This window comes from Pseudomonas sp. AK106, from assembly GCF_053903055.1.
This window is the reverse complement of sequence record NZ_CP096426.1, coordinates 3,529,490-3,546,866: the sequence shown is the minus strand read 5'-3', so window position 1 is coordinate 3,546,866 and position 17,377 is coordinate 3,529,490. Positions and strand designations below refer to the sequence as shown.

The 17,377-nt window shown below is 64.4% G+C and carries 8 protein-coding genes (1 of these 8 only partly in view); all 8 read left to right on the top strand.

The genetic code is table 11. From position 1 onward, the window contains the following. Positions 1 to 80 precede the first annotated feature (80 nt). Positions 81 to 1,268 carry a XylR family transcriptional regulator gene (locus M1E04_RS15585; protein ID WP_065989647.1) on the top strand — a complete coding sequence of 396 codons (1,188 nt, stop codon included), beginning with the start codon at positions 81 to 83 and terminating at the stop codon, positions 1,266 to 1,268. Positions 1,269 to 1,334: 66 nt separating this feature from the next. Then, positions 1,335 to 2,261 carry a Gfo/Idh/MocA family protein gene (locus tag M1E04_RS15580; protein ID WP_456291659.1) on the top strand — a complete coding sequence of 309 codons (927 nt, stop codon included), beginning with the start codon at positions 1,335 to 1,337 and terminating at the stop codon, positions 2,259 to 2,261. Between the two features lie 496 nt (positions 2,262 to 2,757). Beyond that, positions 2,758 to 3,336, top strand: a complete 579-nt coding sequence (gene nudK, locus M1E04_RS15575; RefSeq protein WP_369319378.1) for a GDP-mannose pyrophosphatase NudK — start codon at positions 2,758 to 2,760, stop codon at positions 3,334 to 3,336. Positions 3,337 to 3,483: 147 nt separating this feature from the next. Further along, positions 3,484 to 4,035, top strand: coding sequence for a sigma-70 family RNA polymerase sigma factor (locus M1E04_RS15570; protein WP_167355800.1), 552 nt, complete (start codon positions 3,484 to 3,486; stop codon positions 4,033 to 4,035). Between the two features lie 45 nt (positions 4,036 to 4,080). Next, a complete protein-coding gene (locus tag M1E04_RS15565; protein WP_192134216.1) occupies positions 4,081 to 5,775 on the top strand; it encodes a multidrug ABC transporter permease/ATP-binding protein in 1,695 nt (564 codons plus the stop codon). A 164-nt stretch (positions 5,776 to 5,939) separates the two neighbouring features. Then, a complete protein-coding gene (locus tag M1E04_RS15560) occupies positions 5,940 to 7,286 on the top strand; it encodes a lysine N(6)-hydroxylase/L-ornithine N(5)-oxygenase family protein (RefSeq protein WP_369319379.1) in 1,347 nt (448 codons plus the stop codon). Positions 7,287 to 7,415: 129 nt separating this feature from the next. Next, positions 7,416 to 17,150, top strand: a complete 9,735-nt coding sequence (locus M1E04_RS15555) for an amino acid adenylation domain-containing protein (protein WP_456291658.1) — start codon at positions 7,416 to 7,418, stop codon at positions 17,148 to 17,150. Then, positions 17,150 to 17,377, top strand: partial view of a non-ribosomal peptide synthase/polyketide synthase gene (locus tag M1E04_RS15550; protein WP_456291657.1) — the 5' end (the start) only. It continues 15,972 nt past the right edge of the window; 228 of the gene's 16,200 nt are visible here — the first part of the coding sequence; its start codon is at positions 17,150 to 17,152; the stop codon falls past the right edge of the window. The genes M1E04_RS15555 and M1E04_RS15550 overlap by 1 nt, the downstream gene beginning before the upstream one ends.

Sequence of the window (17,377 nt, the reverse complement as noted above, 5' to 3'; positions counted from 1 at the left end):
GTGTTCGATTTTGAGTATTGAGATTCCCCCGGCGCAGGCCTAGTCTGTGCCGACTCGCTTCACAGGCCCGGGGAACAATAATGAAAACCGTCCCGCCCGCTCACCGCATCGCGCTGTTGTTCAACGGCGGCAAAATCTACGACCGCGGCATTATCACCGGCATCGGCAATTACCTGAGCAGCACCCGCGCGACCTGGGATCTGTTTCTGGAAGAGGACTTTCTCTGCCGCCTGAAAGGCATCGAGCGCTGGCAGGGCGACGGCATCATTGCCGACTTCGACGATCCACTGATCGGCGAGGCGCTGGCCGGCAGCACCTTGCCGGTGGTGGCCGTGGGCGGTTCCTACGAGGACGAGCGGGCCTACCCGAAGCACATTCCCTACGTGGCCACCGACAACTTCGCCCTGATCAAGCTGGCCTACGAGCACCTGATCGAGGCGGGTCTGACGCGCTTCGCCTGTTTCAGCCTGCCGGAAGCCCAGAGCAATCGCTGGGCCCAGGAGCGTGAGAAAGCCTTTCGCCGGCTGTTGCAGCGTGACGGTCTGTACGGCGAGGTCTATCGCGGTCTGAGCACCAGCGCACCGTTGTGGGACAGCGCCGTCGAACAGCAGATCACCTGGCTGCAAAGCCTGCCCAAACCCATCGGCATCATCGCCGTCAGCGACGCCCGCGCCCGGCAGTTGCTGCAGGCGTGTCTGACGGCGGGCATTGCGGTACCCGAGCAGGTGGCGCTGATCGGCATCGACAACGACCCGCTGACCCGCACCCTCACGCGGGTTCCCCTCAGTTCGGTGACGCAAGGCACCCAGCTGATGGGGCGCACGGCGGCACAGTTGCTGCACCAGATGCTCCACGGCATGCCCTCGACCGCTCGCCAGATTCTGGTGCCGCCCGAGGCCATCAACGTTCAGGCCTCCAGCCTGCATCAGCCGCTGGGCAATCCGTACGTCATGCAGGCGCTGCATTTCATTCGCCAGTACGCGTGCCAGGGCATCAAGACCGCCCAGGTCGCGGGCTACGTCGGCATTTCCCGTTCTTCCCTGGAATCACACTTTCGCAAGGAACGCGGCTGCAGCGTGCATGACGAGATTCTGAGCTTCAAACTGACCGCCGCCGCTTCAGGGCTGAAACACGGTGACTCGGCCATCGCCGACATCGCGCAAAACTGCGGCTTCAAGTCCGCGCAATACCTGCACACCGTGTTCCGCCGGGAGTTCGGCTGCACCCCGCGCGAATACCAGCAGGGCGAGGCAGCACCGCTTCATTGAATTGCTTTAGCGCGTCTCGTTTGGGGCGCGTCTGTCATAACAACGACAACATCACAGGAGTCATCGATGCATCCGATTCGTTTAGGGCTGGTGGGTTACGGCAAGATCGCCCAGGACCAGCACGTGCCGGCGATCCACGGCAGTGACCGCTTTGAGCTGGTGGCCGTGGCGACGCTGGGTCAGCACTGTCCGGGCGTGCCCAATTTCAGCTCGCTGGCTGAGTTGCTGGCCCAAGGACCGGCGGTGGACGCCATCGCCTTTTGCACGCCGCCCCAAGGGCGTTTTGCGCTGGTTGAACAGGCGCTGAAAGCCGGCAAACACGTGCTGGTGGAGAAGCCGCCGTGCTCGACCCTCGGTGAAGCCCTTGCCCTGATCGACGAGGTCAATGCAGCGGGCGTCAGCGGGCTGTTCGCCTGGCATTCACGTTTCGCCCCGGGCGTGGGCAACGCGGTGCAATGGCTTGAAGGCAAGACCCTCAAACAGGTGCGGATCGACTGGAAAGAGCAGGTGCGTAAATGGCACCCGGGTCAGGCGTGGATCTGGCAGGCGGGCGGGTTGGGGGTGTTCGATCCGGGGATCAACGCGTTGTCGATCGTCACCGAATTGCTGCCCCGTGCACTGTTCGTCGAATCGGCGAACCTCAGCGTGCCGAGCAACTGCCAGTCGCCGATTGCGGCGTCGTTGCAGATGCGCTCCGGTGACGACGTGCGGGTAATTGCCGAACTGGATTTCGATCACAGCGTCAACGAGCAGTGGAGTATCGAGCTGCAGTGCGACGAGGGCGTGATGCGTCTGGACGCGGGCGGCGCGCAGGTCAGCATCGACGGCGTGACGCAGGCCGTATCGGAGGAGGGCGAGTACCCGGCGATGTACGGGCACTTCGCGCGCCTGATCGACGGGGGCAAGAGCGACCTGGATCTGCAGCCGCTGCGCATCGTCGCCGACAGTTTTTTTGTCGGCAGTAAGGAGACGGTAGCGGCGTTTCACGAGTAAAAAGTGACGATCGATGGCCCGATCTGGTGTGCCGGACCGGGCTTCGGCGCCTAATGCGTATCTGCAGCCAGTGTCAGATATGCACCACGCCGACCAGGGCGATGGAAAACGAAACGATGAGGGCCAACAGAATGGTCATGTTGATGGACATTGCGGGCAAATCCTTGTCTGGTTAATCAGTGTCGCCATCATCCGGATTTGCACAGGCAAACTGAACGGCGTTCGTGACTATGTTGGCAATCGATGGAAACAATAGTTCGGGGTTTTGCCAGGAACGCAGATGAAGTGGCACATGTAGGCAATGTGGGAGTGAGCTTGCTCACGAAGGCGGCATTTCAGGCGCCAGAGATGTAACGGATGCCTCGGCCTCTTCGCGAGCAACCTCGCCCCCACAAAATCCGTGTCACTTTCACAATTCCGTGTCGTTGCTTAAATCCCTGCAGCTGCGCCAACTCAATGAGCCAAATCCAACCACTCCCTACCCATAAGGACCACCATGCCTTCCACCCCCATCCGCCTCACCGATGAACAACTCCTCTCTGACAACTGGTACGTGCTCAAGAAATACAGCTTCGAGCTGCAACGCCGCGACGGCAGTTGGCAGTCGCAGACCCGCGAGGTGTACGACCGGGGCAATGGCGCGACGATTCTGTTGTACAACCTCGAACGCCGGACCGTGGTGCTGACCCGCCAGTTCCGCATGCCGGCCTTCGTCAACGGTCACAGCGGTTATTTGATTGAAGCGGCAGCAGGGTTGCTGGACAACGCCAGCCCCGAAGAGCGCATTCGCCTGGAAGCCGAGGAAGAGACCGGCTACGTCGTGCGCTCGGTGAAGAAAATCTTCGATGCCTTCATGAGCCCCGGTTCAGTGACCGAGCGCATTCACTTTTTCATCGGCGAATACCAGCCCGACGATCGAGTCAGCGACGGCGGCGGACTGGAAGAGGAGGGCGAAGACATCGAGGTGCTGGAGCTGAACTTCGAGCGGGCCATCGCCATGGTGGAAAGCGGTGAAATCAATGACGGCAAGACCATCATGCTCCTGCAATACCTGGAGCTGCGCCTTATGAAATGAGGATTGCAGGGCCGAAACGACTCAGGGTGCGGCGAGAAAGTTTCACCAATCGGTAAACTTTCTTACGTTGCAATGAGAATCGTTTGCGTTATCCTTCGCGTTCCTTTGTTACCAGGGATGTCGAACAAGATGGATTTTCGCCCTGCAATGAGCCAGCCCACCCGGCTCGGCTCACCGTGTGTTGGCGCCACCCGTGGCGCGAGAGACCCGCGCCTCGAGGCGCTGATGGGCACCTACAACACCCACCGCGAGGCGCTGATGCGCCTGGCGGCAAAATTCCTTGGCTGTCGCGCCCGCGCCGAGGACGTGGTCCAGGACGCTTTCGTGAAGATGCTCGAAAGCGACCTGGCGTCTGCGGAACCGGCGCGCTACATGTTTCGCGTCGTGCGCAATCTGTCCATCGACCGTCTTCGCCGCCAGCGTCTTGAACGCAACCACGGCGCCGAAGCCGAGCATGAAGAGCAGATACGTTTCGAGGTGTCCCCCGAACGTGTGCTGGCCGGTCGCGAGTCACTGGATCAGCTGGTCGGGGCGCTCAACGAACTGCCCAAGCGCATGCGCATCGTCTTCGACCTCAGCCAGATCCAGGGCTACACCCAGCGCGACGTGGCCAAGGTCATCGGCACCTCGCCGACGATGGTCAACTTCCTCCTGCGCGACACCTTGTCTCACTGCCGCGCGCGGCTCGGCGAGCTCTAGCCACCGCCGCGCCATGTCCCCCGTTTTCACTGCCCGGAGTCATCCATGAAATTAGTTCGTCTGGTCTTCCAGCAATACCGCTGGCCGCTTGCGATGGTGCTGCTGCTGAGCGTCAGCAGCGGGCTGTTGAGCGTCGGCGTGATTGCCTTCGTCAACCAACGCATGATCAGCAGCCACGAAGGCCTCGGCACCGCGCTGTGGCAGTTTGGCCTGATGCTCGCCGTGCTGCTGGCGCTGGCGTCCGGGGCGTCGTTGTCGCTGACCGCCCTGGGTCACCGGTTCGTCTACGGCCTGCGCCGGGTGATGGTCAAGCGCCTGCTGGACACCAACATCGAGCGCATCGAATCCATCGGCGGGGCGAAGATTTTTGCCAGCCTGTCCAGCGACATTCGCGCGGTGACCATGGCCTTCGTGCAGCTGCCGGACCTGATCTACGGCTCGGTGCTCAGCATCGCGTCGTTCAGTTACCTGGCCTGGCTGTCGCCGTCGCTGTTCATCACCACCTTGTGCTGGATGGCTTTCACGTTGGGGGTGGGCTGGCTGCTGGTGGGTAAGCTCAACGCCCACATCCGCGCGCTGCGTGAGTCCGAAGACAAGCTCTATCAGAGCTATCAAGGGGTGATCGACGGGCGCAAGGAGCTGACCCTCAACCGCGACCGCGCGCGCCGGCTGTACGAGGAAACCTTCGACGTCGCCGCCCAGCGCTACCGCGAGCATTTCACCCTGGCCGATCGTTATCACGGCCTGGCCAGCAACTGGGCCAACATCATGGTCCTCGGCACCATTGGCCTGGCGTTTTACCTGGCCAACGGCCTGGGCTGGGCGCCGACGGAAGTGGCGGCGACCTACGCGCTGACCGTGCTGTTCATGCGCACGCCGCTGGTGCTGGCGGTGGCAGCGATTCCGGCGCAGATCTCCGGGCGCGTGGCGCTGGATAAAGTCGAGTCCCTGGCCCTGGCCGAGCACCACGAAAGCTTTGACGTCGCCCCGAGCCACATCGCCGGCCACTGGCAAACCCTCGAACTGCGTGACGTTGAATACCACTATGCGCCCCAGGGTGACGAGCCCGGTTTCGATGTCGGCCCGGTCAACCTGACCCTGCGCCGGGGCGAAACGGTGTTCCTCATGGGTGGCAACGGCAGCGGCAAATCCAGCCTGGCGCGCTTGCTCAGCGGTTTGTATCGACCGTCGGCGGGGGCGATCCTGATCGACGGCCAGGTCATCGGCTCGGACGACTGGCTGGCCTATCGTCAGCTGTTCGCCAGCGTGTTCACCGACTTCCATCTTTTCGCTCAATTGCTCGGCGCCGATGGGCAGAACGCTGAAGTCGCTGACGTCGAGCACTGGCTGGAGAAACTGCACATGAAGCACAAGGTGCAGCTCGCCGACGGGCACTTGCTCGACACGCGTTTTTCCCAAGGTCAGCGCAAGCGTCTGGCGCTGATGCTGGCGCTGCTGGAGAAGCGCGACATCCTGCTGCTGGACGAATGGGCCGCCGATCAGGACCCGTTGTTCCGCCGCTTCTTCTACCGCGAGCTGCTGCCGATGTTCAAAAAAGCCGGCGTGACGGTGTTCGCCATCAGCCACGACGACCAGTATTTCGACCTGGCCGACCGCCTGGTGAAGATGGAGTCCGGGCAGCTCAGCGAACTGCAGGGTGATCGCCGGGAAAACGCCAGCCGCGACGCGGTGGAAGAGATTGGCGCTGCCTACCAGATGAAGACAGTAGAGGCGTTGTAAGAATTTTCGGCGACTGCGACTAAACAGCCGTCAGCCTCAGTCGTCATGTTAATGAGAATCAGTCTTAAACATTTTTGATGCGCGTGAACTGCCATCCGGCGCCAGCGATTTTGTCGCGCGGCTTGCCGGAGTCGATCGCGCGTCGCGCCTTACGAGAGGGAAGCATGGAACTCGTCTACGACTTCATCGGCATCGGTTTCGGCCCGTCGAACCTGGCTTTGGCCATTGCCACCCAGGAGCATGCCCAGCGCAGCGGTCTGGCGCCCCACGTGTGTTTCCTCGAGAAAAAGCCGGCGTTCAACTGGCACGAAGGCATGCTGATCGACGGTTCCACCATGCAGATTTCCTTTCTCAAGGACCTGGTGACCCTGCGCAATCCGGCCAGCCGTTTCACCTTCGTCAACTACCTCAACGAGCGCGGCCGCCTGCAGGACTTCATCAACCTGAAGACCTTCTTCCCGACCCGCGAGGAATACACCGATTACCTGACTTGGGCCGCCTCGCATTTCAACGAACAGGCCCATTACGGTGCCGAAGTGATGTCGGTGGAACCGCATTTCGAAGACGGCCGCTTCGTCGCCATGGACGTGTTGTCCCGCGATGAGCACGGCGAAATCTCCCGCCGTCGCGCGCGCAATCTGGTGTTCGGCATCGGCGGCATTCCCCAGGCGCCAGTGGCCTTCGACGGTCTGGAAGATGCCCGCGTGCTGCACTCTGCCGGCTACCGCGGCGGCATCGAAAAACTCCTCGCCAATCGCCCCGGCCCGGTGCGCGTGGCGGTGGTCGGCGGCGGTCAGAGCGCAGCGGAAATCTTCGAAGACCTAGCCTCGCGTTTCGACAACGTCGAGGCCACTTTGGTGATTCGCGGCAGCGCGCTGAAGCCGTCCGATGACAGCCCCTTCGTCAATCAGATCTTCAACCCGTCGTTCACCGACACTATTTTCAACCACAGTCAGGAGCGTCGCGTCGCGCTGTTCGACGAGTTCCGCAACACCAACTATTCGGTGGTCGACACCGATCTGATCGAGACGATTTTCCAGCGCATGTACCAGCAAAAGGTGCGCGGCGAAGAGCGTCACCGCATGCTCACCAACCGTGAAGTGGTCCACGCCGAAGTGGCCGCCGACGGCATTGAGCTGTTCCTGCGCGATGCGCCCCATGACCAGATGCACAGCGAGTCCTTCGACGTTGTCGTGCTCGCCACCGGCTACCGCCGCGACTATCACCTGGAGCTGCTCTCGGGCATTCAGCAATACATCGAGGGCGCCAACGTCGACCGGCACTACCGTTTGCCCCTGACCCCCGGCAGCGAAGCGGGCATCTTCCTGCAGGGTTGCTGCGAAGACAGCCACGGCTTGAGCGACACGCTGTTGTCGGTGCTGGCGATCCGCTCCCAGGAAGTCGTCGAATCGATCTTCGGCGATCAGCAGCCACCGTGTTCGGCGCGCTCTGCCCATGGGTCGTTGCAGGCCCAGGCCGAGCCCCGCGTGGCACTCAAGCTGGCGCGCTGAGCCCGGGCCTTCAAACAAAGCCCGTCACAACGGTGGTCGTCAGCGGCCACCCACTCTTTTCTCACAACGTTGTGGGCCGCCGTTGCGCGGCCTGCGGGTTGAGCCTTGCCGATACAAACAGGTGAAAGAATGAAATCCATACGAGATCAGGCCGCGCATTTTCCCGAACTGGTGGGCTTTTATGCGCAGACCCAGCCGGACCGGATTGCCCTTCGACACATCGTCCACGAGGACCAGGCGCCGCTGCTGACCACCTACGCCCAGCTGGATGCCAGGGCGCGTTCGATTGCCGCCTGCCTTCAGCAGCACCTCGGCGTGCAGGGCGGCGAGCGATGCGTGCTGATCCTGCCGACCGGCGCCGATTACGCGGCGGCATTTCTCGGCTGTTTGTACGCTCGGGTCATCGCGGTGCCGGCCTTCGCTCCGGAGTACAACCGCCAGACCCACCTCGACCGTCTCACCGGCATCCTTCACGACGCCGCGCCGCAGATGGTCCTCGGGCGCCGGGAAGACCTGGACAAATTCCAACACCTGTTGCAACCCTTTATGCCCGCTGGCGGGCGCTTCGCTGCAGTGGAAGAAATCGCCGACGGCCACGCAGGGTTTCAGGCGCCGCTGATCGACACCGCCTCGCTGGCCTTCCTGCAATACACCTCGGGCTCCACCAGCGCACCGAAAGGCGTGATGGTCTCCCACGACAATCTCATGGCCAACGAAATCGCCATGGCCCGGCACTTCATTTCGGACCCCGCATCGGAAAGCTGGGTCAGCTGGCTGCCGCTTTACCACGACATGGGGCTGATGTGCGGCCTGCTGTTGCCGCTGTACTACGGCGGCACGCTGACAATGATGTCGCCTAACTACTTCCTCGGCCGGCCGGCGCGCTGGCTGGAAGCGATGAGTCAGTACGGTGGGACCTTCTCCGGTGGCCCGGATTTCGCCTATCGCCTGTGCGTCGAGCGCATCAAGCCCGCCGCCGTGAAAGGCCTGGTGCTGGATCGCTGGAGCCTGGCGTTTTCCGGCTCCGAGCCGATCCGCATCGCCACGCTGGATGCCTTCAGCGAACATTTTGAGCCAGCCGGTTTCAACCGCCGCGCCCTGACGCCGAGCTACGGGCTGGCCGAAGCGACCTTGTATGTGAGCGCCGCCGAGCGCGACAGGCCGTTCGGCATCAAGCATTTCGACGGCAGCCAACTGGCCGCCGGGGAGGCCGCAGAGGCGGTGTTCGCCAACCAGAACGCGAAAAGTCGTCTGCCGGGGTGCGGCTGGTGCCGGCCCGATCACGACCTGCGCATTGTCGATCCGGCGACGCTGCAGCGCCTCGCGCCGGGTCACGTCGGCGAAATCTGGATTACCGGGCCGAGTGTCGCCCAGGGCTACTGGCAGAACGCCGAAGCCACCGCGCAGACCTTCGTCGAGGAAGACGGCCAGCGCTGGTTGCGCAGCGGCGATCTGGGTATCGCCAGCGACAACGAGCTGTTCATCACCGGTCGCTTGAAGGATTTGATCATCCTCAACGGCCAGAACCTCTACCCCCAGGACATCGAGCAGGCGCTGGAGAAGAGCGTCGAGCTGCTGCGTCGCGGGCGCATCGCGGCGTTTCCAGTGACGGACGAGCAGGGCGTCGAAGGCGTCGGCCTGGCCCTGGAGATCAGCCGCAACGTGCGCCGCCTGATGAAGCCGCCGATGATCTGCGATGCGGTGCGCGACGCCGTGTCCGAGCTGTTTCTGGTGGCGCCCAAAGTCATCGTGCTGCTGGAGCCGGGCGCACTGCCGCGCACCACCAGTGGCAAGCTGCAGCGTTCCGCCTGCCGCAGTGGCTGGCAGAACGGCAGCCTCGACAGCTTCGCGATCTGGCAGGACGGGCGCTTGCTCGATGCTGACAGCACGGACGTCTCGGTTGAGGCTTCGCCTTTGCTGTCGGAAGTGCGGGCCGCGTGGCAGGAAGTCCTCGGCAAAAGCGACCTGATCGCTGCCGATCACTTCTTTGCCCGTGGCGGTGATTCGGTGGGCGTGGTGCAAGTGCTGTCCCGTCTGAACAGCGAGTTGGGCCTGAAACTTGAGCCCGCCCACCTGTTCGAACATCCGACCCTTGGCGCCTTCAACGCCCACGTCGCCGCGCACCTCTCCACCCATGACCGCAGTGCCGAAGCCTCTGCGGGCGTGCCGCGCATTTCCCGTGACAGCGATCCCGAGCAATCCTTCGCCCAGCAGCGCCTGTGGTTCCTCGCGCAACTGGAGCCGGACAGCAGCGCCTATCACCTGTGCGGTCAGCTGAGTCTCAACGGCGCGCTGGATGATGCCGCGCTGCAACGCAGCCTTGACGACCTGGCCGCCCGCCACGAAAGCCTGCGCACCACCTTCGCCATCGACGCCAACGAAAAGCTGGTGCAGCGCATCCACGCGCCGGTCCCGGTGCTGGTCGAACGCCATTACCTGAGCGAGGACACCGACCCGGCAGCCGCCTTGAGCGAACTGGCCAGAGCGGCCGTCGAGCAGCCAATGGATTTGCAGAAAGGTCCGCTGTGGCGGGTGCTCAATGTGCGGTTGGCACCGGACCGGCAGCAATTGGTGCTGGTGTTGCACCACATCATTGCCGACGGCTGGTCGGTGCAGGTCATGCTCAAGGAATTCGCTGCGCTGTACAGCGCCCATGCAAAGGGGGCACAACCGACGTTGCCGCCTCTGCCGGTTCAATACGCCGACTTCGCCGCCTGGCAGCGCGCGCGTCTGGCCGGTGGGGAAGGCCAGCGTCAACTGGCCTACTGGCGTGAGCAATTGGGTGATGCCCAGACCGTTTTGAATCTGCCGGCCGATCGCCCGCGTCCGGCGCAACAAAGCCATCGCGGCGCCCGTTACGCCATCGCCCTTGACCGCGACTTGAGCCAGGGCCTGCGCGACCTCGCCAGCCGTCACGGCGCGACCCTGTTCATGGTCATGCTCGGCGCCTACAAAACCCTGTTGCAGCGTTACAGCAGCCATACCGATCTGCGCGTCGGCGTGCCGGTGGCGGGGCGGACCTGCACCGAATCCGAAGGCCTGATCGGCCTGTTCGTCAATACCCTGGTGCTGCGCAGCGAGGTGTCGCCGCAGCAGTCGTTCAGCACGCTGATCGAGGAGGTTCGTCACACCGCGCTGGGTGCGCAACACCATCAGGATCTGCCATTCGAGCAACTGGTCGAAGCCCTCGGCGTGTCGCGCAACCTCAGCCACAACCCGCTGTGCCAGGTAAAATTCACCCAGCAGTTCCCGCTGCCGCAGAACGTTGAAATGGCCGGCGTGCGCATGGACGTCAATCAGCTCGACGACTACTCGGCGCACTTCGATTTAGGCCTGGACATCACCGATGACGCCGACGGCATTCAGGCGGTGTTCACCTATGCGTGCGACCTGTTCGACGAACCGCGTATCGCCGGTCTCGCCGGTGACCTGCTGCGGATCTGCGCGCAAGTGGTGGCGCAACCGCAGGTGCGTCTGGCTGATTTGCAGATCGGTGCCGAACCTTCCTGCATCGCTGCCGAATCCGTGACGTTCCCGGCCACCGATGTCCTGAGCCTGTGGGACGCCAGCGTGCGCGCACAACCGAATCGTCTGGCCCTGCAAGACGAACAGCGCAGCGCCGGTTTTGCCGAGGTCGACGCCCAGGCCAATCAACTGGCGCAGCATTTGCGCCAGGCCGGGGTGGGCGCGGAAAGCCGCGTGGGTATTCTGCTGGAACGCTCGGTGGAGTTCGTCGTCGGCCTGCTGGCGGTGATGAAGAGTGGCGCCGCATTTTTGCCGATGGACCCGAAATGGCCCGCCGAGCGTCAGGCGTTTGTGCTGGACGACAGTGGCGCAAGCGCGTTGATCAGTGACGTGGCGGCGCCAGGCGACTTCCATGGCGACGTCATCAGCGTGGGTGCCGACGCTGCGTGGCGTTCGCTACCGGCGACAACACTGGATGTGCCCGTAAACGCCGATCAGGCCGCGTACCTGATCTACACCTCCGGCACCAGCGGCACGCCGAAAGGGGTGGTGATCAGTCACGGCGCCCTGGCCGATTACGTCCAGGGCTTACTCGCCCGTCTTGATCTGACGCCCGAGGCGAGCATGGCGATGGTCTCCACCGTCGGCGCCGACCTGGGCCACACCGTGCTGTTCGGCGCGCTGTGCTCGGCGCGCTCGCTGCACCTGATCAGCCCCGACCGCACCAACGACGCCGACCGCTTCGCCGCCTACATGGCCGAGCACAGGGTGGGCGTGCTGAAGATCGTGCCGACCCATTTGAACGGCCTGTTGCAGGCGACGAATGCCGCCGATGTGCTGCCGGAACACGCGCTGATTCTTGGTGGCGATACGCTGCCGTGGGAGCTGGCGGCCCAGGTCAACCGCTTGAAGCCCGGCTGCCGGGTCATCAATCACTATGGGCCCACCGAAACCACCGTGGGCGTGCTGAGCAATGAGGCTCTTGGAGCCGCATTGGGTGAAAGCGTGCCCGTTGGCCGTCCCCTGCCGAACGCCGTGGCGCTGATTCTCAACGACCATCTGCAACCGGTGGTGCAGGGCGACGTCGGCGAGCTGTACATCGGCGGGCCGGGCCTGGCGCGCGGGTATCACCAGCGCCCGGCGATGACCGCTGCGGCGTTTATTCCGGACCCGAGGGGCAGCGGCGCGCGGCTCTACCGCAGTGGCGACCGCGCGCGCTTGCTGGTCAACGGGCAGATTCAGTTCCTTGGCCGTGCCGACGATCAGATCAAAGTGCGTGGTTACCGCGTGGCCCTGGGCGAAATCGCCCAGCGCCTGCGCCAGCTGGACGGCCTGCGTGACGCCCATGTCCGCGTCGATGATCGCGGCCAATTAATCGCTTATGCGCTGGTGGCGAGTGGTGCAACGGTGGACGGCGAGACGCTGCGCGCGCAACTGGCCCACAGCCTGCCGGACTACATGGTGCCGAGCCATATCCTGACCCTCGACGCCTTCCCGCTGACCGCCAACGGCAAGCTCGACGCCAGCGCGCTGCCGTCGCCGACCACAACATCGGAAGATTTCGAAGCGCCTCACGAAGGGGTCGAAGCTGCACTCGCCGCGCTCTGGCAAGCGGCGTTGAACGTCGAAGCGGTGGGCCGTCACGACAACTTCTTCACCCTCGGGGGCGACTCGATTCTCAGCCTGCAGATCATTGCCCGGGCGCGGCGTCAGGGCATTCGCCTGACGCCCAAGCAGCTGTTCGAAAAACAGACCATCGCCGAACTCGCCCAGGTCGCCACGGTGGCCGAAGCCAAGCCTGCCGCTGCGCCCGTCACGGCGGCCATTGCGCCCCGCGAGTTTGCCCTGACGCCGATTCAGGCCCGCTTCTTCAGCCTGCCCATCGCCCAGCGTCAGCACTGGAACCAGTCGCTGTTGCTCGACGTGCCCCAGGCGCTGGACACCGCGCTGTTGCAGCAGGCCCTCGCCGCTGTGCTGGCCCACCACGACAGCCTGCGCCTGAGCTTCCATCAGAACGACGCAGGCCAGTGGCAGCAGCGTTACCGCGACAGCGAAAGTGCCGAGCGCGTGCTGTGGACCTGCGAACTGAGCCGCGAAGACGACCTCGATTCGCTCAACGACGAAGCCCAGCGCAGCCTGAACATCGACACCGGTCCGCTGCTGCGGGTAGTGCATGCGCGCCTGCCGTCGGGTGAAGCGCGGTTGCTGCTGGCCATCCATCACCTGGCCGTGGACGGCGTGTCATGGCGGGTGCTGCTGGAAGACCTGCAACTGGCGTACAGCCAACTGGCGGCTGGAAAGAGCGTGGCATTGGCCGACAAAACCGCCAGCTTCCAGGCCTGGTCGCAGTCGGTGAACACCCTGGCGGGCAGCCCTGAGCTGCAAAACCAATTGCCGCACTGGCAAGGGCTGAACGCCGCCGATGCCACTCTGCCCGGCGATGCTTCGGTAGAGAGCCTTGTCGGCGACAGCGAAACAATGCACCTGACCCTCGACGCAGACAACACCCGTCGCCTGCTCAGCGAAGCCCCGGCGGCGTATCGCACCCGCATCGACGACCTGCTGCTGGCGGCATTGTCCCAGGCGCTGTGGCAGTGGAGCGGTCGGCGTCGCCAGGTCATCAGCCTCGAAGGCCATGGCCGCGAAGACGCCACCGGCACCCTGGACCTGAGCCGCAGCGTCGGCTGGTTCACCAGCCTGTACCCGCTGGCGCTGGACGCCGCAGATGACGCGGTCGCCACCCTCAAGGCGGTCAAGGAAGCCGTGCGCGCGGTACCGGAAAAAGGCCTCGGCTACGGAATACTGAAGTACATCGCTGGGGCGGATTTGCCTGAGCTGATCGGCCAGGGCGTGACCTTCAATTACCTCGGACGCTTCGACGACAGCGAGGGCGCGCTGTTCGCCCTGTCGAGCCGCACGCCGAACAATCTGCGTGACCCACAAGGGCCGCTGGCCAATGCGTTGGCGGTGGACGGCCAAGTCCGCGACGGCCAGTTGCAGCTGGACTGGACCTTCAGCCGCGAACGCTTCAGCCGCGACAGCATTGGGCAACTGGTTGCGCTGTATGAAGCGCAGTTGTTGCAGCTGATCGCCCATTGCAGCGACGAAACCAATGCCGGCCTGACGCCGTCGGACTTCCCCCTGGCGGCGTTGAATCAAACGCAACTCGACGGGCTGGGCATCCCCGCGCGGGAGATCGAAGACATCCTGCCGCTGGCGCCCATGCAGCAGGGCATTTTGCTCCACAGCCTGCTGGAGCAGGGCAACGGCATCTACCTGATGCAGGATCAGTACGACGTCGGCAGTCACGTGGATTTTGAGGCGTTCAAATTCGCCTGGCAGCAAGTGGTGCAACGACACCCGGCGTTGCGCACGGCGTTTCATGGGCTGGAAAGCGGCGTGCAGCGTCAGATTGTGATGCGCCGCGTGCCGTCGCCGGTGCAACTGATCGACCTCAGCCATCTGCCCCGCGACGCCGCCGAGGCCGAGCTGGATGAGCTGCTGAAAAGCGAGCGCGAGCAGGGCTTCGATTTCGCCCGGGCGCCGTTGCTGCGCCTGCGCCTGATCAAGTTCGGCGAGGCGGATTTCCGCATCGTCCAGAGCCACCACCACGCGCTGATCGACGCCTGGTGCCGGGGTCTGATGCTCACCGAATTCTTCACCCATTACCGCGCGTTTCTCGAAGGCCGTCAGGTCAGCCTGCCGCCGGCGCGACCGTACCGCGACTTCCTCGCCTGGCTCGCCGAGCAGGACGAAGCGGTGAGCCGCGATTACTGGCGCAACGCATTGGCGGGCTTCACCGACGTCACGCCACTGCCGTACCGCCACAGTCCTCAGGGTGATTCGCAAATGCGCGACGTGACCTTGGCCCTGGGTGTCGAGCAGACGACGAAACTGGCCGAACAAGCCCGTCAGCATCGTCTGACGGCGAACACCTTCGTGCAGGCCGCCTGGGCCTTGTTGCTGATGCGCCATGCCGACCGCGACGAAGTGCTGTTCGGTGTCACCGTGGCCGGTCGTCCGACCGAGCTGGAAGGCATCGAAGGCGCGCTGGGGTTGTTCATCAACACCTTGCCGCTGCGCATCCGCCGGCCGGGCATGGGCGCGTCGGCGCTGGAGCTGCTCAACGCCTTGCAGGGGCAGAACGCCGACATGCGCCAGCACGAACACCTGTCCCTGGCCGACATTCAGCTGCTCGCCGACACCCCCCGCGGCCAGCCGCTGTTCGACAGCCTGTTTGTTTTCGAGAACGTTCCGTTGGGCGCCGAGGTGCAGCAGGCCGTGAACGAATACCGCATCAACCCGCTGGCCAACCGTACTCACACCAACTACCCGTTGACCGTGGTGCTGCTGCCGGGTGAATCCCTGCAACTGCAGTTGACCTACGACAGCCGGCACTTCAACGACGCCGAGATGGGCACGCTGGTCAGCCATTTCCGCCGCTTGCTGACCCAGTTGATCGACAACCCGCAGCAGACCCTGAGCCAGTTGCAGATTCTTGAGCACAATGAGCGCGAGCAGCTGCTGGCCCAAGGGCTCGGCCCGGTGCAAAAACACTGGTACAACATCAGCTACCTGGAGCGTTTCGAGGCGCGGGTGCTGGCCCATCCGGCCCAGGAAGTGGCCCGTTGTCAGGGTCAACGCCTGAGCTACCGCGAACTGAACCGTCAGGCCAACCGCATCGGTCACGGCCTCATCGCAGCGGGCGTACAGGGCGACGACGTGGTGGCGCTCTTCGCACCCCGCGGTCTGCCGTTGTTGAGCATGATCGTCGGCGCGTTCAAGGCCGGTGCGGCCTATCTGGCGCTGGATGATCGTCACCCGGCCGGGCGCAGCGCGCGCATGCTGGTCAGCAGCGCCGCGCCGGTATTGCTGACGCCGCGGGAGTGTCTGCCTCAGGTCGAGGCGATTGTCGCGCTGGCTGAACGCAAGCCCCGTGTGCGGGTGCTTGAGGACGTGCTGGCGGGCGCCGATGAGTCCGCCGACGAGAACCCGGGCCGCTACGCAACGGCCGAGCAACTGGCCTACGTCATCTACACCTCCGGTTCCACCGGCGAGCCGAAAGGGGTGATGGTTAACCAGCGCGGCATGCTCAACAACCAGATGTCCAAGCTGCCGTATCTGCGGCTGGGCGAGGGCGATGTCATTGCCCAGACCGCCGCCACCGGCTTCGACATTTCCGTGTGGCAGTTCCTCACGGCGCCGCTGTTCGGCGGGCGCGTGGAGATTCTGCCGGACGCCGTGGTGCAGGACCCGCAACGCCTGCTGGAGGAAGTCGCGGCCAATCAGGTCAGCGTGCTGGAATGCGTGCCGGCGGTGATCGACGCCATGCTCGCGGTCGCGCCCCAGCGGCTTGATGCCCTGCGCTGGCTGCTGCCGACCGGTGAAGCGCTGACCACCGACCTCGCCGCGCGCTGGTTTGCCCGCTACCCCGAGGTGCCGCTGGTCAACGCCTACGGCCCGGCTGAGTGCGCCGACGATGTCGCGCTGCACACCCTGACCGCCGCGCCCGCCCTCAACGCCAACATGCCGATTGGCCGGCCCACCGACAACAACGGCCTGTACGTGCTGGATTCCAACCTGCAACTGGCCGCGCCCGGTGTGGTGGGCGAGCTGTACATCGGCGGCGTTGGCGTCGGCCGTGGCTATGCTGCGCGGCCAGGGCTGACCGCCGAGCGCTTCCTGCCCGATCCGTTCGGCGAAACCGGTGCGCGGCTGTACCGCAGCGGCGACCTGGCCCGCTGGAACGCCGACGGCGCGCTGGAATACGTCGGCCGCGCGGACTTCCAGGTGAAGATCCGCGGCCAGCGCATCGAGCTGGGCGAAATCGAAAACCTGCTGTTGGCGCAACCCTCGGTGCGCGACGCCGTGGTCAGCGCGCAACCGACGGCCCACGGCCCGCAACTGGTGGCCTATGTGGTCGCCGAGGCCCAGCAGGCGTTGTCCAGCGACGTGCTGAAAAGCGCGCTGGCGCAGACCCTGCCGGCGTTCATGGTGCCGGCCCACGTCGTCGTGCTGGCACTGATGCCGCGCAACGCCAACGGCAAGCTCGACCGCAAGGCACTGCCGGCGCCGAGCCTGGAAGAGCGCGTGTTCGAAGCGCCACAGGGCGAGCGTGAGGAAGTCCTCGCCGAACTCTGGCAGAGCCTGCTGAAGGTCGAGCAGGTCGGTCGTCATGACAACTTCTTTGAACTCGGCGGCCATTCGTTGCTGGCGACGCGGCTGCTGTCGCGCATTCGCGAGCGCCTCGGGGTGAGCATCCCGCTGGCCCAGGCCTTCGAAGCCACCACCGTCGCCGCCCAGGCGGCGCTGATCGACACCTTGCAGGGGCAGACCCTGACACTCGACCGGCTCGATGCCCTGGACGAGTTAATGAATGAGCTGGAGGAAAGCAACTGATGTCGCAACCGAGCATGACTTCACAGAGCAAGCTGCTGGCCCTGGCCACGCGTTTCCTCAGCCTTGGCAGCGCTCAGCGTCGGGTGTTTCTGAACAAGCTGCGCGAGCAGGGCCTGGACGCGTCGTCGCTGCCGGTGCCACCGGGGGTGGCGGGCGAGCGCAGCCCGGCGTCGTTTTCCCAGCAGCGTCTGTGGTTTCTGGAGCAACTGGAACCGGGCAACAGCACC